General features: G+C 67.2%; 18 protein-coding genes and 2 pseudogenes. 8 read left to right on the top strand and 12 right to left on the bottom strand.

Annotated elements, in window-relative coordinates:
- Nucleotides 1-84 precede the first annotated feature (84 nt).
- Together sigC and ACAG20_RS19740 are read right to left on the bottom strand one after the other, a co-directional pair.
- Nucleotides 85-663, bottom strand: a complete 579-nt coding sequence (gene sigC, locus ACAG20_RS19745) for an RNA polymerase sigma factor SigC (RefSeq protein ID WP_370493808.1) — start codon at nucleotides 661-663, stop codon at nucleotides 85-87.
- Nucleotides 664-798: 135 nt separating this feature from the next.
- Nucleotides 799-1,473: pseudogene (locus tag ACAG20_RS19740) on the bottom strand (DUF2275 domain-containing protein); the annotation flags it as partial.
- A 146-nt stretch (nucleotides 1,474-1,619) separates the two neighbouring features.
- On the opposite strand from ACAG20_RS19740, the gene ACAG20_RS19735 reads away from it, so the two are divergent.
- Nucleotides 1,620-3,137, top strand: a complete 1,518-nt coding sequence (locus tag ACAG20_RS19735) for a PPE family protein (protein ID WP_370493794.1) — start codon at nucleotides 1,620-1,622, stop codon at nucleotides 3,135-3,137.
- A 15-nt stretch (nucleotides 3,138-3,152) separates the two neighbouring features.
- Here ACAG20_RS19735 and ACAG20_RS19730 read toward each other — a convergent pair whose 3' ends face one another.
- The 3 genes and pseudogenes from ACAG20_RS19730 to ACAG20_RS19720 form a co-directional block, all read right to left on the bottom strand.
- Nucleotides 3,153-5,753: a LuxR C-terminal-related transcriptional regulator gene (locus tag ACAG20_RS19730; protein ID WP_370493793.1), complete on the bottom strand. Its 2,601-nt coding sequence runs from the start codon at nucleotides 5,751-5,753 to the stop codon at nucleotides 3,153-3,155.
- A 106-nt stretch (nucleotides 5,754-5,859) separates the two neighbouring features.
- Nucleotides 5,860-6,930 carry a catalase family protein gene (locus ACAG20_RS19725; RefSeq protein ID WP_370493807.1) on the bottom strand — a complete coding sequence of 357 codons (1,071 nt, stop codon included), beginning with the start codon at nucleotides 6,928-6,930 and terminating at the stop codon, nucleotides 5,860-5,862.
- A gap of 3 nt (nucleotides 6,931-6,933) precedes the next feature.
- Nucleotides 6,934-8,730, bottom strand: a pseudogene (locus tag ACAG20_RS19720) (peroxidase family protein); the annotation flags it as partial.
- Nucleotides 8,731-9,111: 381 nt separating this feature from the next.
- Here ACAG20_RS19720 and ACAG20_RS19715 point away from each other — a divergent pair.
- The 5 genes from ACAG20_RS19715 to ACAG20_RS19695 all read left to right on the top strand — a co-directional run bounded on the left by ACAG20_RS19715 (nucleotide 9,112) and on the right by ACAG20_RS19695 (nucleotide 13,609).
- On the top strand, nucleotides 9,112-9,249 hold the full coding sequence (locus ACAG20_RS19715) for a hypothetical protein (protein WP_165824940.1): 138 nt from the start codon (nucleotides 9,112-9,114) through the stop codon (nucleotides 9,247-9,249).
- A 293-nt stretch (nucleotides 9,250-9,542) separates the two neighbouring features.
- Nucleotides 9,543-11,051, top strand: a complete 1,509-nt coding sequence (locus ACAG20_RS19710; protein ID WP_370493806.1) for a S8 family peptidase — start codon at nucleotides 9,543-9,545, stop codon at nucleotides 11,049-11,051.
- Nucleotides 11,052-11,068: 17 nt separating this feature from the next.
- Nucleotides 11,069-12,337 (top strand): serine/threonine protein kinase, encoded by a 1,269-nt coding sequence (locus ACAG20_RS19705; protein ID WP_370493792.1) that lies wholly within the window; start codon nucleotides 11,069-11,071, stop codon nucleotides 12,335-12,337.
- A gap of 113 nt (nucleotides 12,338-12,450) precedes the next feature.
- Nucleotides 12,451-13,266, top strand: coding sequence for a C1 family peptidase (locus tag ACAG20_RS19700; protein ID WP_370493791.1), 816 nt, complete (start codon nucleotides 12,451-12,453; stop codon nucleotides 13,264-13,266).
- 19 nt (nucleotides 13,267-13,285) lie between these two features.
- Entirely contained in the window at nucleotides 13,286-13,609 is a 324-nt protein-coding gene (locus ACAG20_RS19695; RefSeq protein ID WP_370493790.1) for a protease inhibitor I42 family protein, read from the top strand.
- Nucleotides 13,610-13,677: 68 nt separating this feature from the next.
- Here the strand turns inward: ACAG20_RS19695 and ACAG20_RS19690 are convergent, their stop codons facing one another.
- Together ACAG20_RS19690 and ACAG20_RS19685 are read right to left on the bottom strand one after the other, a co-directional pair.
- Nucleotides 13,678-15,309: a DUF6345 domain-containing protein gene (locus ACAG20_RS19690; protein WP_370493789.1), complete on the bottom strand. Its 1,632-nt coding sequence runs from the start codon at nucleotides 15,307-15,309 to the stop codon at nucleotides 13,678-13,680.
- Nucleotides 15,310-15,497: 188 nt separating this feature from the next.
- Nucleotides 15,498-16,064: an N-acetylmuramoyl-L-alanine amidase gene (locus ACAG20_RS19685; RefSeq protein WP_370493788.1), complete on the bottom strand. Its 567-nt coding sequence runs from the start codon at nucleotides 16,062-16,064 to the stop codon at nucleotides 15,498-15,500.
- A gap of 215 nt (nucleotides 16,065-16,279) precedes the next feature.
- Here ACAG20_RS19685 and ACAG20_RS19680 point away from each other — a divergent pair, with 215 nt between their 5' ends.
- A complete protein-coding gene (locus ACAG20_RS19680; protein ID WP_370493787.1) occupies nucleotides 16,280-17,062 on the top strand; it encodes a DUF5995 family protein in 783 nt (260 codons plus the stop codon).
- Between the two features lie 12 nt (nucleotides 17,063-17,074).
- On the opposite strand, the gene ACAG20_RS19675 is transcribed toward ACAG20_RS19680, so the two are convergent.
- From ACAG20_RS19675 to ACAG20_RS19655, 5 genes are all read right to left on the bottom strand, one after another.
- Entirely contained in the window at nucleotides 17,075-18,196 is a 1,122-nt protein-coding gene (locus ACAG20_RS19675) for a hypothetical protein (RefSeq protein WP_370493786.1), read from the bottom strand.
- A gap of 93 nt (nucleotides 18,197-18,289) precedes the next feature.
- The gene (locus ACAG20_RS19670) at nucleotides 18,290-19,630 is read right to left on the bottom strand and encodes a hypothetical protein (RefSeq protein ID WP_370493785.1); all 1,341 of its coding nucleotides are present in this window, start codon (nucleotides 19,628-19,630) and stop codon (nucleotides 18,290-18,292) included.
- A gap of 18 nt (nucleotides 19,631-19,648) precedes the next feature.
- Complete coding sequence (locus tag ACAG20_RS19665; protein WP_370493784.1) at nucleotides 19,649-19,912, bottom strand: protealysin inhibitor emfourin; 264 nt, start codon at nucleotides 19,910-19,912, stop codon at nucleotides 19,649-19,651.
- A gap of 17 nt (nucleotides 19,913-19,929) precedes the next feature.
- The gene (locus ACAG20_RS19660) at nucleotides 19,930-20,976 is read right to left on the bottom strand and encodes a M4 family metallopeptidase (protein ID WP_370493805.1); all 1,047 of its coding nucleotides are present in this window, start codon (nucleotides 20,974-20,976) and stop codon (nucleotides 19,930-19,932) included.
- Between the two features lie 123 nt (nucleotides 20,977-21,099).
- Nucleotides 21,100-22,413 (bottom strand): phospholipase D-like domain-containing protein, encoded by a 1,314-nt coding sequence (locus tag ACAG20_RS19655; protein WP_370493783.1) that lies wholly within the window; start codon nucleotides 22,411-22,413, stop codon nucleotides 21,100-21,102.
- A 236-nt stretch (nucleotides 22,414-22,649) separates the two neighbouring features.
- Between ACAG20_RS19655 and ACAG20_RS19650 the strand changes: the two genes are divergently transcribed.
- A complete protein-coding gene (locus ACAG20_RS19650; RefSeq protein ID WP_370493782.1) occupies nucleotides 22,650-23,156 on the top strand; it encodes a LysM peptidoglycan-binding domain-containing protein in 507 nt (168 codons plus the stop codon).
- The last annotated feature ends 12 nt before the right edge of the window (nucleotides 23,157-23,168 follow it).

The following is a 23,168-nucleotide window of genomic DNA, read 5'->3' as shown; positions in this document are numbered from 1 at the left end:
CCGCGGCGCCAGTGGCCGCCGTCACCGGCTCGCGTCATCGGACCGGACCCGGAAAAACCCTCCGGCCAGCCCGAACCGATCGGATTAACCAGTGAGCTCGTCGCGATCCGGATCGGCGAGCAGCGCGTCACGGGCGCGGGCGACCCGGGAGCGGATGGTGCCCACCGGGCAACCGCAGACTGCGGCCGCGTCCTGGTAGGACAGGCCGAACAGTTGGGTCAGCAACAGCGCCTCGCGCTGCTCGTCGGAGAGTCCTGCGATCAGGGTGTTCACTTCGACGACGTCCTCGAAGCCGCGGCTGGGCCGCTCGCGGTTGAGCAACAACTCGGGGTCGGCGCCGGGCGCGGTGCGCGGACGCGACCGCAGGTAGCGGATGTGATCGGCGACCACCCGGCGCGCGATGGCCAGCAACCAGGTCCTGGCACTGGAGCGCCCGGAGAACCGCGGGATGGCGCCGATCGCCCGCAGGAAGGTCTCCTGGGTCAGGTCGTCGGCGTGGCCGCCGTCGAACAGGTAGGCCACGAACCGCCAGACATCGTGCTGGGTGGCCTTGATGAACGCCTCCAGAGCGCGGGAGTCCCCGGCTGCGGCGGCAAGTGCGAGTGCGGTGACAGCGTCGTCAGCGCCGTCAGCCCCGACACTGCCCCGGTTAGCTCCCGCCATGAACAACCACCCTAGACCCGGCCGCTGCCCGCTCCTACGACGCATGGTCGTAGGGCCGTTCGGACCGCTGACCGACCGCAGATGGCGGCGGCCGCGACGCTGTCCGGCATGGCCGGTGTCGGCCGGCGGCAGCGCATCCGCCGCGGTGTCGTCCCGCGTCCGCGGGCCGGCGCCACCGACCCGGTGACGCGCCACCAGCAAAGCGAACAGCAGGCCGACCAGGACCGGTAAATGGCTGGCGATCCGCGCCGCGGTCACTTGACCGTGGTAGGCGTCGATGGCCACATATCCGCTCAATGCCAGGGCGAATACCCCGGCGATCGCGGCGACACCGGCCGCCACACCGGGCCAGACGCCCGCGGCGATCATCGCCCCACCCAGCGCCAACAACCACGCGGTCGACTCGTGCAGCAAATGCGCCCCGGTGGCGGCCCCGTGACCGTGCGCCGACACCATCCCGAAGTCCACCCCGGCGATCTGCGCCAGCGCCATGGCGACTTGGAGCACCCCGACCGCGATCAGCGCCAGCCGGCGGTAACCCCATCGCCGCCAGCCACCGGACACCAGCTGGCCGGTGACCGAAGTCACGCCGGCAGCCGCCAGGATCTGCGCGGCTAGGTCAGGGCCGGCGGCCGCGTCGGCGGCGGTTTCGATGGTGGTCAACCGGCGGGCCTGCGCGGCCGCACCCACCAACCAGCGCCGGCAGCTGCGGCATGACGCCAGATGCGCGTCGACCTGCTGCGCGTTCAACTCCTGCTGCTCACCGTCGAGCAGCGCCGACAGGGTTTCACGCACCACCTCGCACCGCATGCCGCCATAGTCGCGCATTCGGCGCCGGGAAACAAAGGGGCCAAAAAATTCACCCGGTCGGGAACCAAACCGGTCGATGAGACGACCACTGGTTGAGAAGAACAAGATCGGAATCGCCGGGGACTCGGGAAAGGGGAGGTGTCTTCATGACCGCACCGGTCTGGCTGGCGTCGCCACCAGAGGTGCACTCGGCGCTGTTGAGCGCCGGACCCGGGCCCGGTCCGCTGCTGGAAGCGGCGTCGGCCTGGTCGCTGATGAGCGCCGAGTACGCCGAGGTGGCCGCCGAACTCGACGCGGTGCTCGCCGGCGTGCAGTCCGGCGCCTGGCAGGGGCCCAGCGCCCAGCAGTACGCGACCGCGCACGTGCCCTACCTGAGCTGGCTGACCGACAGCGCCGCCAAGAGCGCTGCGGCCGCCGCCTTGCACCAGACGGCGGCGACCGCCTACACCGCCGCGCTGGCGGGGATGCCGACGCTGGCCGAACTGGCCGCCAACCATGCCGTGCACGCGACGCTGGTCGCGACCAACTTCTTCGGGGTCAACACCATCCCGATCGCGCTGAACGAAGCCGACTATGTCCGGATGTGGATTCAGGCGGCGGAGATGATGACCGTCTACCAGGGTGTCGCCGGGTCGGCACTGGCGTCGGTCCCGGTGGCCACCCCCGCACCGGCGGTGGTGTCCCCGGCCGGTGAGGCCGCCGCCAGTGCGAGCTGGGAACAACAGATCGCCGACTTGCTCAAGCAGTACAACATGGGTTTCGCCGACCCGATCGCCAGATGGCTGTGGTCGCTGTTGGGCGTCGACGGATATCCGATCGAGGCGTTTCCGTTCGCCAGCGCGGTCGGCGAGATGCTGTTACAGATCCCGGGGATGTCCCCGATTCTGGCCAGCGCCCTGGGGTGGAGCGTCTTCCACACGCTGACGCTGCTGTGGCCGATGGGGCAGATCGCCGTACAAATGGCGATTCCGATCGTCATGGCAGCGGCGCCCGGCTTCCTTGCGGCCGCCGCCGGACTCGGTGCGCTCGGCGCCATCGGTGCGGTGGGTGGGGCCGACCAGGTGGTCGAACCGGCGCCGCTGGCACCGGTGGCGGGCGGCGCGGGCGCTGCTGTCGCAGCGGGCGCCACCGTACCGGCGGGCGCACAAGTGCCCGCCACCACCGGCACGATCTCCTCGGCCGGCCCGGCCGCTTCGGCCGCCGGTGGGATGCCGGCCGGCGGCGCGGCAGGGGGCGGCCCGGGCGTCGGTTTCGGGCCCACTTCGTCGATGTATCTGGTGAGCAGCGCCTCGGCCTCGGCACGACAGAGCACCGGCGCCCGCCGATCCCGCAGCGCCGAGGAGGAGGCCTCGGAGAGCCAAGCCGCACCCGCGGCAGCCGCCGCGCTGCGCGAAGCCCAGCAGCGCCGTCGGCGCCGCCGCACCCAGCAGCACGGGTTCGGCGACGAGTACATGGACATGAACATCACGGTGTCGCCGGACTTCACCGAGCCGCCGAGCGCATCGGATTCCGGCGCCGGCACGCTGGGCTTCGTCGGCACGGTCGCCGATGCGGGCCGGCGTGCGGCCGGGCTGACCGCCCTTGCCGACGATCGGTTCGGCAGCGCACCGCAGCTGCCGATGATCCCCAACGGCTGGAACAAGTCCCCCCACGCGCCGCGCTGAGCCGCAGCCGGCGGGCTAGCTGGCCGGCCCGTGCCAGACGATCTTCGCGAGTTCCTCGCGATCGGCGATGTCGAGTTTGATGCAGGCACGGTAGATGTGACCTTCGACCGTGCGCACCGACACGGTCAGCCGCTCGGCGATCTGACGATTCGACAGACCGCGGGCAATCAGCGCCGCGATCTCGCGCTCGCGGGAGGTCACCGGCAGGGGCCGCGCGGCGGTCCTGATCGCCGGTGTCATCGCCCCGTCGCATTGGGTGGCAAGCCACAGCGCGCGCGCCGCCGACTCCGCGCTACGGCGCCGCTGACCGGCACGCTCGTAGAGCGGTACCGCCTGCGCGGCGGCGTCCGCGGCGGACAGCATCAAACCCGCGCCTTCGAATTCGACACTGACCGCGTCCAGGCCGGACGCTTTGGAGGCGGCGACGGCCTCGGCGTGTCGGGCGTACATGGCCGCGACCGGTCCCTCAATGCGTGTCGCCAATGTCCCCAATCGGCCCGCGACGGTGCGGTCACCGAACCGGGCGGCATGGTGCAGCGCTTCGGCCTCCACCGCGTACTGGCCCGATGTGTGGGCGAGATCTGCGGCGGCGCGGGCCAAGTCGACCGCCGAGCGTTCGCCGCCCTTGGCCGCGGCAAGCCACGCCTTGGCGATCATCAGCTGCGGCTCCCACAGCGCCTCGTGCGGGCCGGTGTGCTCCTGGGTGTCGTCGAGGACCCGCTCGGCCTCGTCGACGTTGGTCAGTGCGGCGTACGCGCGCACCAGCAACACCCGTGCGGGTAGCTGCCACGGCAGTGAGGCCTCGGCGTTCAGCGCCGCGATCGCCTGCTCCATCGACGAGATCGCCTCGCGGAATCGGCCGCGATACGTCGCGACCAGGCCGGCCATGATCTTGGCGATGGCCCAACCGACGAACTGCTCGGCAGAGGAGAACTGCGTGTAGTCAGCGACCCGCTGATCGGCCAAGTCGAGGTCCCCGAGGTAGGTCAACGCCAGCACATCGCCGTAGCGCACCATCACCCGCAGCATGCCGTCGGTGGCCTTCTGCTCGGCGCGACACCTGGCGGCGATCGGTTCGAAATCGCCGCCGCGGCCCGCGAGCGGCATGGCGAGTCCCGCACCGAAGGCAGCGAAATCGATGGCCTGCTTGGGGGCTTGAGGGTCCGCCAGCACCTGCTCGGCTGCGGTCAGTCCTTCCTCGATCTGGTTCTGGTGGACCGCCATTGCCGACCCGGTGGCGTCCACGATGAGCTTCAGGGCCGGGTGTTGCACGCGAGTGCGCAACAGCGCCAACAGCTCGGTGGCCTGCGCGATATCACCCATCGACCAGAACAGGATCGACAGCCGCGGGATGCCCCACTGCACGAGTTGCAGCTCATCGAGGTGGGCGGGATCGAAACGGGTGAGGATCTCGTCGGCTTGTACCGGATGCCCCTGCCACAACAGCGCCCGCGACAGGAGCTCGGCGGCGCGCAAACCACCGCCCCGCTCAAAGGCCGCACGTGCCAACCGCTCCCCAAGCGGGAGATTCGACAGGAAGATCGCATCCTTGGCCGCGCTGACGAGCAGGTCCATCTCGACGATCTGGTCGCTGTCGATACACAAGTGCGCCAGCCGGATGCGGTCCGCCGCCGAATCCAGTTCACGGTCTCGAAGCACCTGCACGATCCGGCCCCGCAGGCTGCGCGACGACGCGGTGCCGACCCGGCGGCGGACGACGTCACCGAACACCGGATGGCTGAACCGCGCGGTGGGGTGCCGACCGTCCTGGGCGACCCGGATCAGGCCCTGCACCTCCGCGGCGTCCACCGCCTCCTCACCGGCCAACTCGCACAGCGCGTCGATGTCGAGTGGTTCGCACAGCGCCAACAGCTTCAATGCGCCGACGACGTCATCGCCGGCGCGGTCGAGACGTTCATCGAGCAATGCCGCCAGGCCGGACGGCACCGTCGTCCGCCCACGCAGCTGCCACACTCCGTTGACCTCGGCCAGGGTCCCCGCATCGACGGCCCCCTCCACCAGGTGGCGCAGGAACAGCGGATTGCCGCCCGTCGATTCCCACATGACGTCGGCGCTGAGCCCCTCGAGCGTCCCACCGAGGACCGATTCGACCAGCGCGACACATTGTTCCTTGGTGAACACCTCGAGTTCGAGCCGTTGCAGGTTCCCGTCCTTCCACAGCGCGGTGACCGCGTCGAGAACCGGTTCGCCGCTACGCACGGTGGCCACCACCCGCGCCGCCCGCTCGACCACGAGCTGGTGCAGCAGGGTGGCCGTCAGTTGGTCCAACAGGTGGGCGTCGTCGACGCCGATAACGGTATCGCCGTTGGCGAGAAGGGATTTGCGCGCCGACATCAGCAGCGCGATCGGGTCACGGGATGCGGACGGCTCCACCCATTGGGCGAACACCCCCAGGGGGATACTGCGCGAGGACTCCGTGCACGCCGCCCAGTGCACCTGCGAGCGCAGTGATGCGGTGACGGCACGGGCCAACGTGGTCTTGCCGACTCCCGCGGAGCCCACCAGCACCACGCCGCGACTGTCCTCGTCGCTCAGCGAGGAGCGGATCGCCTCGTATTCCGCGGGGCGATCGAGCAGCCGCCAACCGCCTGCCATGAATTGACAGTGTAAGTCCGCCTTTCCCTCACGTCACCAGGAATTTTCCATTTCGCCGACCGCGTTTTCGCTGCCCTGGCGCAGCGGTGCCGGCGGCCCACCGGCGTCAGTCCGGCAGCTGCGCGATATCGGTCGGTTCGATTCGGGGCGCGGCATTCACGGTGTGGCGGTATTGGCTCGACGCCTCATACACCTGCAGCTTGAGCCGGTTGATGGAGCCGAGTGGCCGGTGATCGGCCAGCGCGCGCCAGGAGTTGAACGACAGCACATCGTCGCCGAAGGCGCGTCGCTCCGGGCTGCACGGATTCTGGCGGGGAAAAGTTATCTTGGCCACCGGCCGGTGCGGCGACGCGGCTTCTGGCCACGCCACCGTGGCGTCTTCGATCGGCATCGTCACGACGTCGGTGCACAGTTGCACGCGCAACTCGTATTCGGCGGCGTTATCGCGGAAGAAGTCGATCATCAGGTCGCGATGGGCGTCCTGGCCGGCATCGCGGGGCACCAGCTGACCCTGCAGGTCTTTCACGGCGTCCGACAGCGGCGCGTAGAGCATCTTCGCGACGTAGTCGCCGTAGCGCAGCGGCGCCGACGAATAGAACGTCTCGCCCAGGATGTGGGTGTTGGCCGCGATGAAAACCGCGAGGTTCGAGGGCAGCCGCACACCGACCTTGGTGGCCGCGGCCAAGACCTCACTGCCCGCCCACAGCACACGGTCCGGCAGCATCGCCAGCACGCGGGCGGTCGGCATTCCCTGCGCCAGGTAGGCATGGGCGTCGGCGAACAAGAACTCGCGGTGGGTCACCATGATGAAATCCTGCGTAGTGGCATCGTCATCGGCCAGGGCGCGCGGTCCGTGCACGCCGAGAACCTTGATGGCAAGTCCGCGGACCCCGCGGATCTGATCGCTGCGCAGCACACCCGAGGTGGTGGAGATCCGCGCGATCACCGGGTAGGTCGCGGGCGCGGCGAACAGTCCCTGCGCCAGTTCCTCGGGGAGGTCGGGATAGACGGTGAGTTCGCCGCGCAGGATCGCATGGCTCTTGGCGTGCGCGTCGCGCAGCCCGTGCTTGAACTTGCGGTAGGCCCGTTCGTTGTTGTGGCGCAGCGAGGCGGTGATCTTGTCGATCACCTCGTTCTCGTCGGATCGTGGCCGCTCCAGGTCTTCGCGGTAGCGCACATAGCTGCGCGGGGTTGCACCGACGGGATGCCAGGGCGCGAAGGGATTGGCCACGCCCTCCAGGGCCGGTGCCAGTGTCGGGAAATGGCGCAGCAGCACGCTACGCATATCGTTGTCGGCGACCCAGTCCAGCCCCGCCGCGGTGTAGACCTCCGGACGGAAGTCGCGGGTGAAGAAGCGGTCACTGGCGAGTCGGCGCGATGCCATCAGGACGAAGATCCGAAACGCGGTGTCACTGAAGCCGAATCCCCTCGGCTTGGGTTCGGCGTAGAGCCCGACCATCAGGTCGACCCGCTCCACGTCGCCGTAGACCTGACGGAGTTCCTCGGCCCACGCCGGGTTGTCGGTCAACTCCTCGAACGACGACACCGGCGCGAGGCGCAGCAGGCGCCGGAACTCGTTATAGCGCGGCACACCTCGCTCACGCACCCTCAGGATGTCGGTGGCGGCCAGGTCGATCAGCGATCCATCCGGGCGCTCGAAGTGCTGCAAGTGCCGCGGAAAGTTGTGCAGCGTGAGGGCCCCGGGGTGGGCGCGACCGAACGAGTAGAAGAGGTCGGCCATCGGTATCTCGCTAAGCCGCTCGCGCACGTGCAGCAGTGTCAGGTCGGGAAACTCGTGTTCGGCCACGATACGGTCATCGGCCACCGAGCGGAACTGGAAACTGTCGGGAATCAGGGGATGCATCCGGTAGACCGCCACGAACTCCTCGGTGAGCGAGTAGGGAACGCCATGGTGGTTGGTGGGTGACCCGGGTATGCCCTGCAGCACTTCGCTGTCGGTGATGCGCCCGAAGCGACGCCGGAACCGCTCGCCCAGAATCCCGAACCAGTTCGCGCGCATCGCGAACACGGTTGTCGGGTGGGCGATGATGGCCGGGGTCCAATCGATGGTGTGGATCTTGGCGATCAGTGCGGCATTGACCAGCCGGGCCTTGTCGTAGAGTTCCTGATCACCCAGCTGCGGGTACCGGGCGGCCAGCCGTTCACATATCGCGTTGTGCTCGCGCATGAACAGCGAGTGCAAGAGGGCGAGGCCGACCCAGAAGTTCCCGGCCGCACCGGTTAGGTCCAGGTAGCGCTCCAGCTCGGCCGGCGGCAGCCCCGCCTGATCCAGCCTGAGCTGGCCCTGGTGGCCGGTGCGCAGCGCGGCACAGAATTCCGGTGTGGAACCGTAGATCTGCGAGGCGTCCCACCAGTGGGTGTCCCCGGTCACGAACGTGGGCGGACCGTCGGCGTCGGGGCTGGGGTCCGGTGCCGCCCGTTTGATCGTCATCGGTCGCTGCGGCCAGGGGTCATGGTCGTGCAGCGGGATCTGCCAGGGCTGCTCGTCGACGGTGCCGTGGCTGAACCAGTCGTGCACCTCGAACTGGATCCAGGCGGCGGCCAGCAGGTTGAGCGTGGTCGCCGCCGCAAATTCGTCGCGGCCGAGCAGCTGCCGGCTGATCAACCGCGGATTGGGCTCCAGCAGCTGCGCGGGATCCTCGGGGTAGGTGTGCGAAAGCGGAACATTACGGCCGAACCTGCTTCCCACCGAACCCATCAGCGGGTCATCGACATCGTTATAGGTGCCGTTGAGAGTGCGGGCGCCCAGCCGGTCGCTTTCGGCCGGTGCGTCGTCGGGGGGATGGTCGGCGGGGCCGCGGCCGACGTCGTAAAGGTTGTATGCCCGAAGCTGATTGCGCAGCCCGACCAACACCGCGACCGCTAGCGGCTTGGGCAGCCGGGACCATCCGATCGTGCGGTCGGCCTTTTCGGCGACTCCTGACATGAACCGCGACACTGTTGCCCGCACTTCGATCCCGCCTCTCCGTGGTCATTTGACGCCGATGTTGCGGCTTCGTCAATCGTTGAGCGTCACGTCGGGAAGAACACGCGTAATCGGATACTCCATCTTCGGCGGTTCCGGGCCGCCGGTAGGCCCTTTACCTGTGGATTCGTGGGGATTCGCCACTGAAGACAGGTAGCTCGCCACTCGTGCAGCAGGTGTTGGGCAGCCCTAATTTTTCTCACATCAGCAACCTTCACGATGTGAGGAGAAATCAAAATGTCCGTGTCATCTCAGGCGCACACCGCATCGGTTGATGCGGCCCATCCCGCGCCACCGTCGACGCCCGTCCTCATCACGGAGGGTGAAGTTCTGTTAGGAACGGCCGCGGCGGTTTCATTGCCGCGACCCACTGTGAGCCACCGGCTGATGGCCGCGGTGCGCCGGACGCTGGCCGCACTGCCCAGTCTGCCGCCGCCGGCGCCCTATTACCCGGGCCTGCGTGATTACCTGGAGCCCGCACGCATGGCACGCGAGATGTACCGGCTATGAGCGTCATCGTGGCCGCCTGCGTGGCCGTGCTGATCATGCTCATTTCGGGCGGCGCGCACGAACTGCAGCTGCGGCTCGAGCGTTGGGACTACGAACGCCATTATGAGGACTGAACGGTCGTCGTCACCGCGAATCGAGTAGGCGGATATTGCTGTGGATCACGAACATCGGGGTGACAATCACAGAATGTCGCCACCGTTGCGCGTCCTGATCCGCTGTCGGGGGCCGCGGCGGGCTCGGGAAGCACGGCCGTGACCGCCGGCGGCGAGTCTCGGGGCCCCCGCAGCCGGCCGATGGTCAGCCAGCTGTTGCTCGCCCCGCCGGAGGAGGTACCGCCGGAGGCCGATCGAGCGGTGCGCTCCGTCGAGCAGGGCCGCCGAGTAGTTCTCGTCGAATTGCGGCTGGGACCGGGTGCGGACCCGCAGACGGTCCGACACCAGTTCAACGAGTTGTTCGCACACGTCTTTCGGGCGCGTAACCGACCGCCCCGGCCGATTCCCGTCGGCCGGCACTACATGCGGTGCACGCTGGCCCCCGCCGAGGTGCAGCGACTGGTCCAGGGCGGCGCCCGGCCCAGCAGAGCCGCCACCGAACGCGCACTGGCGCTGATTTACCACGTGTGGCCGGATTTCGTGGTCAACGCCCATCTGGATCGTTCGGTGACGACCATCCAGGCCGATGCCGCCTCACGCACGTTCCGGTGTGACGGCACCGGGGTGGTGTGGGCGGTGATCGATTCCGGTATCGACGCCGGACATCCGCACTTCACCAGCAATGCAACGCTGTCGGCGAGCTCGGTGGCGTCGCTGCACCATGACTTCACCATCACCGACCCCGCCCAGCCCACCACCGGGTCGTCCCCGCTGACCGATCCCTTCGGGCACGGCACCCATGTCGCGGGCATCATCGCCGGCCGGGCACCCGCGGACCAGGCCATGCTGCGCATCGCCGCCAACGAGCCGACGGCCCAAGGCCTGCCACGCTGGCTTGCGCGAGACCTCCCCCCCGGTGCCGCCCTGTCCGGAGTTGCTCCGGGCACGAACCTGGTCAGCCTGCGGGTGCTCGACAAGGACGGACAGACCCTTTCCAGTGCGGTGATCGACGCGCTCGACTATGTGCGCACCGTCAACGCCGGCGGCCGTGATCTGGTGATCCACGGGGTGAATCTGTCGCTCGGCTGCGGCTGGCTCATCAGGGATTACGCCGCCGGGCAAAGCCCGCTGTGCCGGGAGCTGGACCTGCTGGTCGGGACCGGTGTGGTCGCCGTCGTCAGCGCCGGCAACTTGGGCGCCGGGGTTGTCGGCGCCGGTGTCGGCGCCGCAGCCGCCGGCGCGAGCGGCGACGTGTACGGGCAGCTGTCGACCATCACCGACCCCGGCAATGCCGCATCGGCCATCACGGTCGGTTCGGTACACCGCTACCGGCCGCACACCTTCGGGGTGACCTTCGACTCGTCGAAGGGGCCCACACTCGACGGGCGGCTCAAACCCGAGTTGGTGGCGCCCGGCGAACGGATCACCTCCGCGGCGACCGGGAAACAGGCGGCCGGTGTGCCCCCGTTGGCGGCCGGTCCCTCGGATCCGTCGGAGCTGGCCCGCTACATCGAAGACAGCGGCACCTCGATGGCGGCCGCCCACGTGTCCGGTGCGATCGCCGCTTTCCTGTCGGCTCGCACCGAGTTCATCGGTCAGCCGGCACGTGTCAAGCAGATCTTCATCGACACCGCGACCGATCTCGGCCGCCACCAGTTCTTTCAGGGCGCCGGCCTGATTAACCTGCTTCGGGCCCTGTCCAGTACCTAGTAGCCGGGAGGAACGAGATGACCACCATCAACGGATTGCCGTACTACGAGTTGGATTTCAACGCCGACGGTACGCAGAACGGTGACGGCGGGCTGCCCGCCGCGGTCGAGGCCGGCGGCATCAGCGACCTGTTCGTCTTCTCGCACGGCTGGAATAACGGTGTCGACTCTGCCCGTGACCTCTACCAGGCGATGTTCTCACTGCTGGCAGACCAGCTCGGGACTCATACCGCCACCAGTGCGGCCGTCGGCGTGCTGTGGCCATCACTGCTGTTTCCCGACGACGATCCGGCCACTGCGCCGCCGGTGCCCTCCACGGGAGCACAACTGGCCGCTGCACTCGCACCGGCCTTCCCCGACCAGCAGGGTCACCTCGACACGTTGGGCCTGCTGCTCGACGACCAACCCCAGGACCCCGACAAGCTAATCGAATTCCATTCCCTGGCGAGCGATCTCGTCACCACCAGGCCGCAGGGCGGCGAGGACACCGGTGAAGCGGCGCTACTGCGGTCCGACACGACGGCCGACACCGCCGCCGTGCTGGGCCACGCCGCCGCGATGGCACCCGCCGGCACCGGCAATGCGCAAGGGCTGGGCAATCCTTTCGCCGGGCTGTGGTCGGGCGCGCGGGAAGTGCTACGCACGCTGAGCTACTACGAGATGAAGAACCGCGCCGGGGTGGTCGGTCAAGTCGGGCTGGGCCCCTTGCTGGGGCGGCTCGGTGGGGCCGCCGGCCCCCCGCGCATCCACCTGATCGGCCACAGCTTCGGCGCTCGGCTGGTCTCCTACGCGCTGGCCGGCCTGCCCGACTCCGCGACACCGGCAGCCAGCCCCGTCAAATCCCTGACCCTGATCCAAGGGGCGTTCTCCCACTTCACTTTCGCCAGGTCACTTCCCTTCGACAACAGCCGGCCCGGCGGGCTCGCCGGTTGCGAGGCACGCGTCGACGGTCCCCTGCTCGCGACGTTCAGCCGGGCCGATCGGGCGGTCGGTTGGTGGTATCCCGCCGCCAGCATGCTGGCACGCCAGGACGCCCAGGCCGCCGAGGACCTCATATACCGGTGGGGCGCCATGGGCCATGACGGCTACCAGAATGATCCCGCCGCTGAAGCCGTTCAGCTTGCCGAGCCCGGAATACCGTATACCTTTGCCTCCCAGCGGTTCTACGCACTGGATGCCAATGCCGTGATCGCCGCCAACCAATCGGCCTTCAGCGGTGCCCACAGCGACATCAGGCACCCCCAGGTCACGTGGGCCATCGCCGCAGCCGCCGATCTCGCCTCCTGAACGCCCCGCATAATCGGGTAGTGCACTACGCGTGCTGTATCACTGTTCGGCTCACGATGATTGGGCTCGTACGCGGGTATCGAACCCGACCCAATCACACGGAGGTCAGTGAAATGGCAAAGGCTTCAACACGGCGTGGCGAACGCAAGCGGATCTGCAATCTGGTTCCCACGCCGGAGGAGAGCATGAAGACCGACTGGAAGTTCACCGACGCGCTGGCCGCGGGAGTTCTCGGCGCCCCGGCCGCGCTCCCGGCCAGCGTCGATCTGCGCAACTCCTGGTGGGGCGTCGGCGATCAGGGCAACACCGGTTCGTGTGTCGGCTGGGCGTCCACCGACGGCGTGGCGCGCTACATGTTCGTCACGGCCGGCAGGCTGGCGAAGACCGAGAAGCTGTCACCGCGTTTCGCCTGGATGGCCTCCAAGGAGACCGACCAGTTCACGTCGCGGCCGGAGACGATGATCGAAGGCGCGGGCACCACGCTCAAGGCTGCGGTTGACGTGCTGCGCAACTACGGCGCGGTGCCCGAGAACATGCTGCCGTTCAAGATCAACACGGCGATGTACTCCGGCAACGAGAACACCTTCTACGCCACAGCCGCCACGCACAAGGTCGCGTCGTATTTCAACCTGCAGCTCAATCTGGACAACTGGCGCGCCTGGGTGAGCCAGCACGGCCCGATCCTGGTGGGTCTCAATGTCGATGCGACGTGGGACAACGCTGCGACAACGGGCGGCAAACTGGATGAATTCCAGCCCGCAACGGTCCGGGGCGGCCATGCTGTGACGGTGGTCGGTTACACCGGCGACGGGCGCTTCATCATCCGCAACAGTTGGGGCACCGGGTGGGGCGACGACGGCTTCGGCTACGCAAGCCCGGAGTACATCAACGGAGCCTTCTTCAACGAAAGCTACGGAGTGACACTGTGATCACGAGGCGCAATACGGTATGGCAATCGGCCTGACCGAACGCGACGACGGCCGCCGGATTCAGGTACGCGTCGGCGACACGATCGAGGTTCGGCTGCCTGAGAACGCCCCAGCGGGCTACCGCTGGGGCGTTGACAGTCTTGATGAACGACTGTTCGAACTCACCGAGGAACGCGGTGACTACCGCACTGCCACTGTGGGTTCGGTTGGCGAGGCGTACTTTCGAGTCACGGTGCGAGCATCGGGGGAAGGCACCCTGCGGTTCACCTACGGCCGGAGTTGGGAGGGCGCCGCCGGCGTGCAGAGGCGGTTCGCCGTCGACGTCCAGGCGATCGCCGGCTAGGGCCGATGCAGAACTGGAAGAACCCGGGCTCAGTTGAGCGAGCCCGGGTCCAGTCCAGCCGGGAGGTGTCATCCCAGCGGTGCCTCGACGCGGTAGCGCTTGCGCAGGCCGTTGCCGAAGTCCACCTCGATCTCGCGCGTGGCCACCACGACCGCCTGGTCGAGTTGCATGGCGTAGCCGACTTCGGTGGTGCCGGGCACCAGCGAGTAACCGACCGGCATCTGCCCCTTGGTCGCCCAGCGCGCCAGATGCTGCGCCCACGACGCCCCGAGCCGCTGCTCCACCGGATCCTGGTCGGCCCCGACCGCGGCGGGCTGTTCGGCGCCGTCGGGGGTCGGTGTCGGTCCGCCACCGCCCGCGGCAGCAGCGAGCCGGTCCACCGCCCGGACCGAGCTGGCGACCCGGGTGACCTTGCCGTCGTTGTCGACCGACACCCGGACCTCGCCGGCACCGGGGGTGACCACCGGCAGACCGTTGATGATCTGTTTGAACTGAACGGTCGTGCCGGTCACCACCGGGTCCAGCAGCTCGCCGTCGCCCTGGGCGCTACCGCCGGCCTCGGCGGCATATTGGACCTTGTCGAAGACCAACTCCGTGTCCCTGGTCAACCCGTACCGGCCGAGAGCCTCTTGGGCGATCGCCGCCGCTTGGCTCACCGGAATCTGGTCGCGGTTGGCGTAGTTGTGGTTGTCGAGTTGGGCTTCGATGGACCCGTCGGCGCCATATGCCAGCTGGGAGTCGCCGTCGCCGATGCGGAGGGCTCCGCTGGCCGACACCGGCACCTCGCGAGGAATACTGACCCGCAATCCGAAGCGGTCGACCGTCGAGCGAAGAAGTTTCGGGATGACCTCGACCGGCCGCAGTCGCGCGCCCCGTAGGTCGGCTGGGACCGCGAGCTGTCGTTCGCGCGTACTCAGGTTCGTCGGCGCCAGGCTGGATGCGTAGTACCAGCGCCACTGCCACCAGTTCTTGCTGACGTGACCGAAGTTGAAGAGGCGTTCGTTGTTGAGACGATCGGTGGCTTCGGCCTGGGTTGCCCCGCAGGCCACGACAGACGGCACCTGGCCGTGGGAGATTCGCCAGCTGGCATCCATCCAGGCGGTGCTGAAGGACTTGCCTTTGTTCCACTCCTCGAAGAAGTACTTGCCGTAGTTGCCGTCGTCCACGCTGGTGGTCTCGAAGCCGAACAACATCCGGAAGCCCAGATTCGCCGAATTCCAGGTGATGATCGGATTCAGCGGGGCGTACACCGGGCAGGCGAAGCAGGTCGACCAGAACAGGTAGTTGGCGCGTTCGTTGCCCAGACGCATATTGCCGGCCCACGCATTGGTGCCCTGGTTGTTCCAATTGCCGCCCAGCGGGAACCACACACTTCCGTCCGCGCGGCGGCCGCCGTGTCCGGAATGGTAGGCGACGTTGACCGCGTCCATTCCGTAGGTGTCCTGCCAATCATCGAAGTCCTCGTAGTAGGACCAGATTTGGACATTGCCGTCCTTATACCAGAAGTTCGGCGCGGTGAATTTGCCGACATAGCCGAGGAAGCCGGCGGCATCCTCGTGGGTATACATCAGCGACCCGGCGTCGGCAAACGTTTCGATGGAGAAGGCACCGTAGGCATTTGCGCCACCACGAGCGGCGCCGTCCCCGGCAACGGAAGGGGACAGCTCCCCGAGGGGGTTGTCACCGACTGAATTACTCAAAACCATCCGGGCGGTCCCGTTTTTACTGGGCGCGGCGGCAGGGGTGACGCTGGGACCGGTTGTGGTTGTGGCCAGCGTCTTCAATCCCGACTTCTTCGTGGGCATATCGACTCCAATCTCGATGTTGAGTTACTCCCCCGAGCATCGAGCAGCCGATAGCGCGCGCCTAGAGTACGGCACTACCTCAGTTATTCGACTGTGACATCGGGCTTTTCGCTTTTCCGCTTGCCTTCCGGCAGCCGAGCCGCGACGTCACAACGCAAGCGGTCCACATCGAGTGCGCCCGGATCCCATTTGCGCGGATTCCACTCCCGGTGCCCGATCACGTGGGAGCTGGGTTGGCCCAGCCTGCGCAGGATGGCGGCACAACACCGCACTAAGGCGCCGTATTGGGGTGTCGACCAGCCTTCGGTGCCGGTGTTCACCGCCCGAATACCGATCGTGTGCCGATCCGCGTCGTCGGTGGGCAGACCGGGATAGCGCCCCGAGCCGGCATGCCGCGCGATCCGGGCCGTGATGACGGTGACGGTGCCGTTTTGAGCAAGGTGGAGCTGCGCGAGCGGGCCGGTCACAGCGGCTGTGCCAGCCGCGATGCGCTCCGGCGGGGCCTCGTCAGCGCCGGTGTGGTGGCAGATCACCCCCCAGATGTCGGTGAAGTCGCCGTGGCCGCAGAACCGCCATCGGGGGAACTCGACCACGTCGAGCCCTTCTGCTCGCAGCACGTCGGGCAGCCAGAGCGGATTGTTCGAAGACATCGACTCCCCTTCCCCTGTCCGTCCACAACGCTAGGGGCGCAAGGTCTCTCACGACACGAGTAGCGCAGTACCCGCCTCGGCGCGTCCCGGGCCAGCCGTGGCAATTCGAGTAGTCGGTTACGCTAGGTATGGCGACTCGACTGGCGGATCCTCGGATGATGAGCGCCATCCCGTCACCGCCGGATCCGTTGCCCCGCGCCACCACGCTGGACGACGTGGTCGAAACGATCGGCACCGTCATCGACTGGTCGATCGGTGCGTCGAACCGTCTGGGATATTTTGCGGCGTTGTATAAACGAATCACCATCGCGGTGCGAACAGCGGTGGCACACGACACGTTCGAGGACGGCCCGCGGATGGAGCGGTTCGATGTCGCCTTCGCCAACCGTTATTTCGACGCACTCAACGGATATCTCCATCCGCAGCGCTACCCGGAGCCGACCCGCTCCTGGTGGGCGGTGTTCGCGGCTGCGGACACTGCGAAGCCGATCCTGGTACAGCACCTGGTCGCCGGAGTCACCGCGCATATCGCTTTTGATCTCGGCATTGCCGCGACGCAGATCTCGCCCGGGCCCGACCTGTGGACACTGCACCACGATTTCGACACGATCAACGCCGTGCTGGCCGGCCAGGTCAACGATGTCGCCTCCCGGCTGAATCAGCTGTCACCAGCGTTGAGCGATCTGTATGCGGTCCTGGCATCCAGCGAGCTGTTCGCGATCAACGGTGCCGTGCGGGCGATGCGCGACAGCGCGTGGCGCTTCGCCGCGCTGCTGGCCCTGGAGCCGGCGTTCGTGCGCCCTGCGACGATCCGGATCCGCGACCGCGCGGTCGCCGCGCAGGTGGTGTCGGTCTTCGATGCGCCCGCGCTGACCGCCGTGTCCGCGGCGGTCATCCGCGAGATCGCCCAACGGGAAAGCCAGGATATCGTCCGGAACATCCAGGTGCTCGACGCGATCGCCGCCGCCCCGGCAGCGCCGATCCAGACCACGCTGTGACGGCGCGGCGCCTCACGGCCCCTCCTGGTTGGGCCGGACGGCGGTGTTCGGGGGTTTAGCCGCGTCGCGGTTCGGGGTGGGAATGCTGTCGAGCACATTCTGGGTCTGAATGTCGATCAGCCGGGTGAACGCCTGCTGCGAACCGCCGAAGATCAGCGCGTAAGCGACCAGCTGCGTTGTACCGGCGACGGCGACGTCCGGGCCCAGGACACCGGCGCGGACCAGCAGCAGCCCGGCCAATGCCGTCAGTGCGCCGGTCGGCAGCTTCACCAGCAGCGAGGCCATCGGAACCGCGTAGGGCGTTGAGGAGCCACGCATTCGGCGAATCGCGACCGATCCCATCAGGCCGGCGCTGAACAGTCCGATGAGCTCCACCAGAAAGACATCGCCGCCGCTCGGCGCCGATCCCCCGGTGGGGCAGGAGGCCACGGTCGGATGGTTTGACGCGCACAGCACAAACCAATTCGGAGCGCACCAGCCCAGGAGACCGATCCCGACGGCGAACAGCGTGAGCACGAAGGTGGCTCCCAAGAGGAGATTGCGAAAGCTGCGCGTCCGGACGTGTTCGTCGGCACAGGCCGCAAAGATCGCCCGCATGTCCTGTGCGATGTGGCCACGGTCGTCGTCGGTCAGGTCGGGTTTCGCGGCGTAGCGCCGCAAGTCATCCAGGCGGGCATCGTGGGGTTTGAGCAGTAGCGCCGCGTGAGTGATGATGTCGGGAAGTTTCGCGGCGACGGTGTTCGGCGGCGACAGCCGGGTGAGCGTGACGTCGACCGCATTGATGTGCGCCAGCGCACGGGCGACATCGACCCCCGTCCACGCGTTTCGCAGTCCCGGACGGCTTTTGACGACTGCATCCGCGGCGCGCAGCCTGACCTTCGCCTCTACCAGCCGACGTCGCTGGGTGGCGGATGCCGCGCTTCCCAACTGATCGATCAGACAGTCGATTTCGACATCGAGCTCGACGATCCGGCTTTGTGCATTTTCTCGCCACGCGGCGTGCAGCCGTCGTTTCGCCGGCTGAATACCCGGCAGCGGCGTCGGCTCCGGATCGGATCGGGTGGCGCCGGCGTCCATCCAGCGGACAACGGCGTCGGTGTCGGTGTTCGTGCATTTGCCGAGAGCTCGGGTCATGACGCATATCCCTCCGGGCGGTGGGCGTCTGAATCCAGCATCTGTCCCGGCCCGACCGGTCGGCACGAGTAGCGGTCTACCCGAATTCGGTCGCTAACGCGCACCTGGGTGAACGTCGGCGTCTGACGGCACATACTCGGCCGAACTGCTGATGATCGAGGTCGGGTTGGCCTTGTCGATCTGATACATCGTGTCGATGTGCCGGAGCGGATCTTTGAGGGTTTCTCGGGTGCCGAAGAACGGCACTAGTTCCGGCACATCCATGGTCGGTGCGGGGGGAGCGACCATGACGAAGACCCGTGACATCGGATGATCCGAAACCAGGTCCTGGATCGCACCCGTCGAGGCGAACTGACTTTCCGAGCACAACACGCCCGCTTTGGTGTCGCCGAAGTCGTGGACCTTCCCCGCCTCGTCGAAGAAGGCCGCCGGGTCCTTGGCGAAGGAGATCTGGGGCGGGTAACACGAGTGGGTGTCTTTGAGAATCCGGTGGGTGACGAAAACCCCGTTCACCGAGAGGCGTACCAGCCGGACCTTGCGCGAGTCGATGTCGATCACCAGCTTCTGCTCGGCCGTCCCGCCGGGTGAGAGAAAGGCGTCGTCGTACGGGGCGGCGAACAGATCGGCGTACAGCAGCTGGGAGTCGGCGGGCAGATTGGGGGTTTCGCGGTACTCCCCTCGCAGCACCCGCCCCAGCGGAGTCAGCCCGGCAAGCAGGCGTTCGGTGCTGGCCGGTTCCGACGGTGTTCCAACGGGGTACGCCGTCACGCGCATCAATGCCGCGTGTATCTCGGCCTGAACCGAACCACGGTTGTGCAGGGTCGCTTTCGCCAACAAGTGGATGATCGGGCCGGTCGAGCCCGTCGGCGAGAGCTCGGTGCTGATGTCGACGAGCGGACGTGCCGACGCGGGCAGGTACTCGGTCTGCATCCAGAATTGGCCAAGGCCCACCAACGGGAACAGTGCGACAGCGACGGCTGCGCCCCTGCTGAAGGCACCGCGGGCGTACCTGCCCAAGTAGATCACCCAGAGCAGGGCGGTACCGCCCACCGCCAACGCGATGCCCGTCACGCCCATCAGCTGACTGTCGGGGCTGCGCTGGTCGACCATCCAGACGTAGATTGCCAGGCCCGCGACGAAGACTTGACTCACCATCGCGGTCAGCGCGGCACCGCGGGATCGCTTGGCGATCTGAACCAGAGCCAGCGCGCAGGTGATGCCGATTGAGCTCAACAGCGCCGTCCCGACCAGGTCCCATGCGGTGCTGGTCAGCGTTGCATTCCGCACGGCCAAGCCGAGGATGAGCGCGGCGTCGGCACCGACCCACCCGGCCAACAGGATGCGTAGCGATCCGGGCACGTCGGCGAGATCGGGGTCTTTGCCGGGCGCCTCGTGATCGTCGGCTTCATCGACGGGTCGTTCAAGAGTGATCATCGGTACTCCTCGGGCGCGCTAGATCGTTTCTCGCACCAGGCTTGTCACCGACTGCGGTAACAGGCTTTCGGGTATCTCACGGCGGGTCTCCCCCGCCGGCGTCCGGCGCGTCACCACATAGATGTAGCGATCAGCGCCGACATCCCCCGGCAACGACGCCGCGCTGTCGATGAGGCGGTCCAGCTCCGCCCGGGCCTCGGGTTCCAGCGCGTCGGCCTGAACCCGGCCGGCCGCCGGCAATCCGGCCAGGCCGCCGCGCCGTTCGATGACATATTCACTCATCGCCCGCCTCGCTTCAGCTACGCGATGCCGACCGCTTCCCATGCGGCGTCAATCGCACTGTATACAGCGGTATCCGCTGCAAACAAGGATTTGGCCGCGGACCGGGTCAGGTTGGCGAATGACTTCATCTTCATGTTGGGAGTGGCTTTGGGACTGGTGAGTGCCGCATACCAGGCCTTACCGGCCTTCTCCCATGACTGTCCGCCGATGGCCTTGGCGGCGAGATAGAACGCGCGATTGGGTATGCCGCTGTTGGTGTGCGGATCGCCGCCCGGCACGTAGTCGCGGTAGTGCCCCGGCTGCCGGGACAGACAGTGCTGTGCGCCCGGATCGGCCATGTCGCGAAGACAGGTGTAACCCTTCGCGGCGGCTTTCGGGCCGATGATGTCGGCTCCGATGAGCCAGTCGGCCTGATCGACGGTCTGGTTCTTCCGCCACTGGCGGAACATGGTGCCGAACACGTCGGAAACGCTTTCGTTGAGGCCGCCGGCTTCGTTGGTGTAGTTCAGGCCCGCGGTGAACTGGGTGACGCCGTGGGTCAATTCGTGTCCGATCACATCAGTCGATGCGGTGAAATCGACGAACACCTCGCCGTCGCCGTCGCCATAGGTCATTTGGGTGCCGTTCCAGAAGGCGTTCGAGTAGTGGACGTCGTAGTGGATCGACGACACCAGCGTCATGCCGGCGTTGTCGACCGAGTTGCGTCCGAAGCACTGGGCGTAGAAGTCGGCCACCGCCAGCGTCTCTCGGTGGGCACGGCTGGCGGTCTCGTCCGAGGACGAGTCCGGGTTGAGAACCGGGGCGCCGGGCAGCGACCGGGTGTTCTTACAGTTGAACACCGTAGATTCCGGTTGCGATGCCAGCCTGTTGGCGATCTCCGCACCGGTGAACAGCATGCCGGCCTGGGCGGCGCGGATCTGCGCGGTCCTGAGTTGACGCCACACCGGCTCGAGTGCACCGGTGTCACGTAACGCTTGACGGGACCGGGCGGACAGGGATTCGTCGGCGGCGAGTTCCTCCAGCACATCCCTGGGAACGATGAAGCAACCGTAGTAACTGTGCATGACACCCTCCGGGTGGCTCAGGCTCCCATCCCAGGAGCGCTCATTGGTGGACATCACCCATGCTGGCTGCCGTCGCGGACTCGGGTCACGAGTAGCCGACTACGTGAACCCGGCACTGCCGCCTCATATTTGTTCGTAGTCGGCGGGCTCGACGCGCACGAATCCGCCGGTGCCGAGCGCGGCACGCGTCACCGGCGCCTCCCCGAGGCCCTGCTCGGGGCTGGTGAACGCGCTGTCCCAGTCCGTCTTGAATATCGCCTCGAAGTACTGCGCGATGCCCGGGTGCGGCACCCACAGTCCGGCCTCACGGTTCTTGGTGACCGCGGAATCAGACCAATTCTGCGAGGACACCAACACCGCAGCGCCGTCTATCACGATCATCTTGTTGTGACAGTGCACCAACTGATCGGTATTGATGTAACGGATATTGTCATCCAGCTTGAGTCCGTAATCCTTGGCCAGCACATCGAGATTCGCGTGCTCGCGCGGCAGCTCGCCACGGTCGAAGACTTTGCCCAGGACGATGTGCACCTGCAGCATCGGGTGTTGGGCACGCGCCGCCGCGACGGCATCCAGGAGTTGGCGCACTCCCGGCTGATGGGCCTTGATGTACTGCTGCTCGATGACGATCGATCTCGTTGCGGTTCGGAGCAGGGCGGGTACCACATCCAGGTAATTGTCCGGGCTGAGCACCGGCTGGACGGTCAACGGGACATCGAGCTGGAACACGCGGCTGGGAAACAGTTTCGACGGGTGATGCGTCGGTGCTCGTTCGACGAGGATCCTCCCCGGTTCCGGCGGCACGCCGAGCGCTTGGTCGGTGCCTGCGGTCACCCGGGCCATGTCCCGGGTCAGGATGCCGGTGAACAGCCCGGCCAGCTCCGGGGAGCGAATCGCCAGGCCCGCGTCTCGATTACCGGTGCGGAACGCGGGCAGCCCACCACCGTCGACTTCGTTGAGCGGGATGGAGTTGGGGCTGTAGTTGCCGCTCTGCACCAGTGTCCACTCGTCGTCGATCACGATGACCTTCTCGTGCGCGGCCGCGAAGACCTGGACGCTGGGATTGGCGCAGGACGGCGCGGGTACCCCCACCACGCCCATATCGACGAGCTCGCCGAAAAGTCGGGTCTCGGCCGCGCTGTCGATATCGAGCATGAGCGACACCGTGACGCCGCGCGCCAACGCGTCGAGCACAAGCTGCTTCATATAGGCGGCGGAGAAGTCGTAGATCCCGATCAGGATCGACCGCGTGGCCGCGTCGAAGAGTTTCTTGGTCACCGCGTAGGTGGAGTCCGGTGACGCGTAGGCGATGACGTCGCTGTGCACGCTCACTGCCGGGATGGATTGCTTGGCGTAGTTCGTCAGGTGGCATCGCCGGTTGACCAGCAATACCGGCAAAGACGCCGCGGCGCCCGCTGTTTCGACCCACATCGGCATGGCCGTGCCTCCCTCTGCTCGCCCCGGCCCGGATCGAGTGGTCGGCGGGATTCCGGTTGACACCGATGCTGCACCCAGGCGACCGGCCGTGACACGAGTACCGGGCTACGCGAAACCGTGACGGTCAGGGCGGCACCGGTGCGGGTCGCGAAATGGAGTAGTCCACTACCCGTGCGTCCCCGGCGGCGTCGGCAGCAGGATGGCCGTGACCAAGCCGGCGAAAAGGATCCCTGGGCATGAATGAGATTCCGCGACTCGCGGTCCGCACTCCGCAACCGTTCGACATCGTGGGCGACAGTTTCGTCTTGTGCGGGCTCGGCGGCGCCTTCGAAGGTGTCATCGGTTCGGCAACCCTGACCGACCGCAACGGCACCGTCCTGACCACCGTCGCACCGATGTTCGTGCCGAACACCGGATTCGGCTACACCCTGTTCGACTTCCCGGTCAGCTACCCGGTGCCCACCACCGCGGAGGGCATGCTGATCGTCCACTCGGACAACCCCAGCGGGCTACCCGAGAACGACTTCACGGTGTCGGTGCCGCTGACGTTCGGGCGCCCGCTGCTCGGCGGGCCGTACCACAGTTTCTCCCTGCATCGCGTCGTCCCCGGCGACACCCTTTTCAAGATCGCGCAGGACCGCTACGGCGACGGCAACCTGTGGCAGCGACTGTTCATCGCCAATCGAGACCGCATCGACAATCCCGATCTGATCCGGGTCGGGCAGGTACTGCGAATCCCCTAGTCCGACAGGAAG

It is taken from the genome of Mycobacterium sp. pW045 (assembly GCF_041287085.1).
In the GTDB taxonomy this organism is placed as follows: domain Bacteria; phylum Actinomycetota; class Actinomycetes; order Mycobacteriales; family Mycobacteriaceae; genus Mycobacterium; species Mycobacterium algericum_A.
This window is presented reverse-complemented; position numbering and strand designations above follow the sequence as displayed.

Excerpts from the sequence above, each read along its gene's own strand:
- sigC (WP_370493808.1), bottom strand. The coding sequence starts at position 663 with ATGGCGGGAGCTAACCGGGGCAGTGTCGGGGCTGACGGCGCTGACGAC.
- ACAG20_RS19735 (WP_370493794.1), top strand. The coding sequence starts at position 1,620 with ATGACCGCACCGGTCTGGCTGGCGTCGCCACCAGAGGTGCACTCGGCG.
- ACAG20_RS19730 (WP_370493793.1), bottom strand. The coding sequence starts at position 5,753 with ATGGCAGGCGGTTGGCGGCTGCTCGATCGCCCCGCGGAATACGAGGCG.
- ACAG20_RS19710 (WP_370493806.1), top strand. The coding sequence starts at position 9,543 with ATGGTCAGCCAGCTGTTGCTCGCCCCGCCGGAGGAGGTACCGCCGGAG.
- ACAG20_RS19705 (WP_370493792.1), top strand. The coding sequence starts at position 11,069 with ATGACCACCATCAACGGATTGCCGTACTACGAGTTGGATTTCAACGCC.
- ACAG20_RS19700 (WP_370493791.1), top strand. The coding sequence starts at position 12,451 with ATGGCAAAGGCTTCAACACGGCGTGGCGAACGCAAGCGGATCTGCAAT.
- ACAG20_RS19695 (WP_370493790.1), top strand. The coding sequence starts at position 13,286 with ATGGCAATCGGCCTGACCGAACGCGACGACGGCCGCCGGATTCAGGTA.
- ACAG20_RS19685 (WP_370493788.1), bottom strand. The coding sequence starts at position 16,064 with ATGTCTTCGAACAATCCGCTCTGGCTGCCCGACGTGCTGCGAGCAGAA.
- ACAG20_RS19675 (WP_370493786.1), bottom strand. The coding sequence starts at position 18,196 with ATGACCCGAGCTCTCGGCAAATGCACGAACACCGACACCGACGCCGTT.
- ACAG20_RS19670 (WP_370493785.1), bottom strand. The coding sequence starts at position 19,630 with ATGATCACTCTTGAACGACCCGTCGATGAAGCCGACGATCACGAGGCG.
- ACAG20_RS19665 (WP_370493784.1), bottom strand. The coding sequence starts at position 19,912 with ATGAGTGAATATGTCATCGAACGGCGCGGCGGCCTGGCCGGATTGCCG.
- ACAG20_RS19660 (WP_370493805.1), bottom strand. The coding sequence starts at position 20,976 with ATGCACAGTTACTACGGTTGCTTCATCGTTCCCAGGGATGTGCTGGAG.
- ACAG20_RS19655 (WP_370493783.1), bottom strand. The coding sequence starts at position 22,413 with ATGCCGATGTGGGTCGAAACAGCGGGCGCCGCGGCGTCTTTGCCGGTA.
- ACAG20_RS19650 (WP_370493782.1), top strand. The coding sequence starts at position 22,650 with ATGAATGAGATTCCGCGACTCGCGGTCCGCACTCCGCAACCGTTCGAC.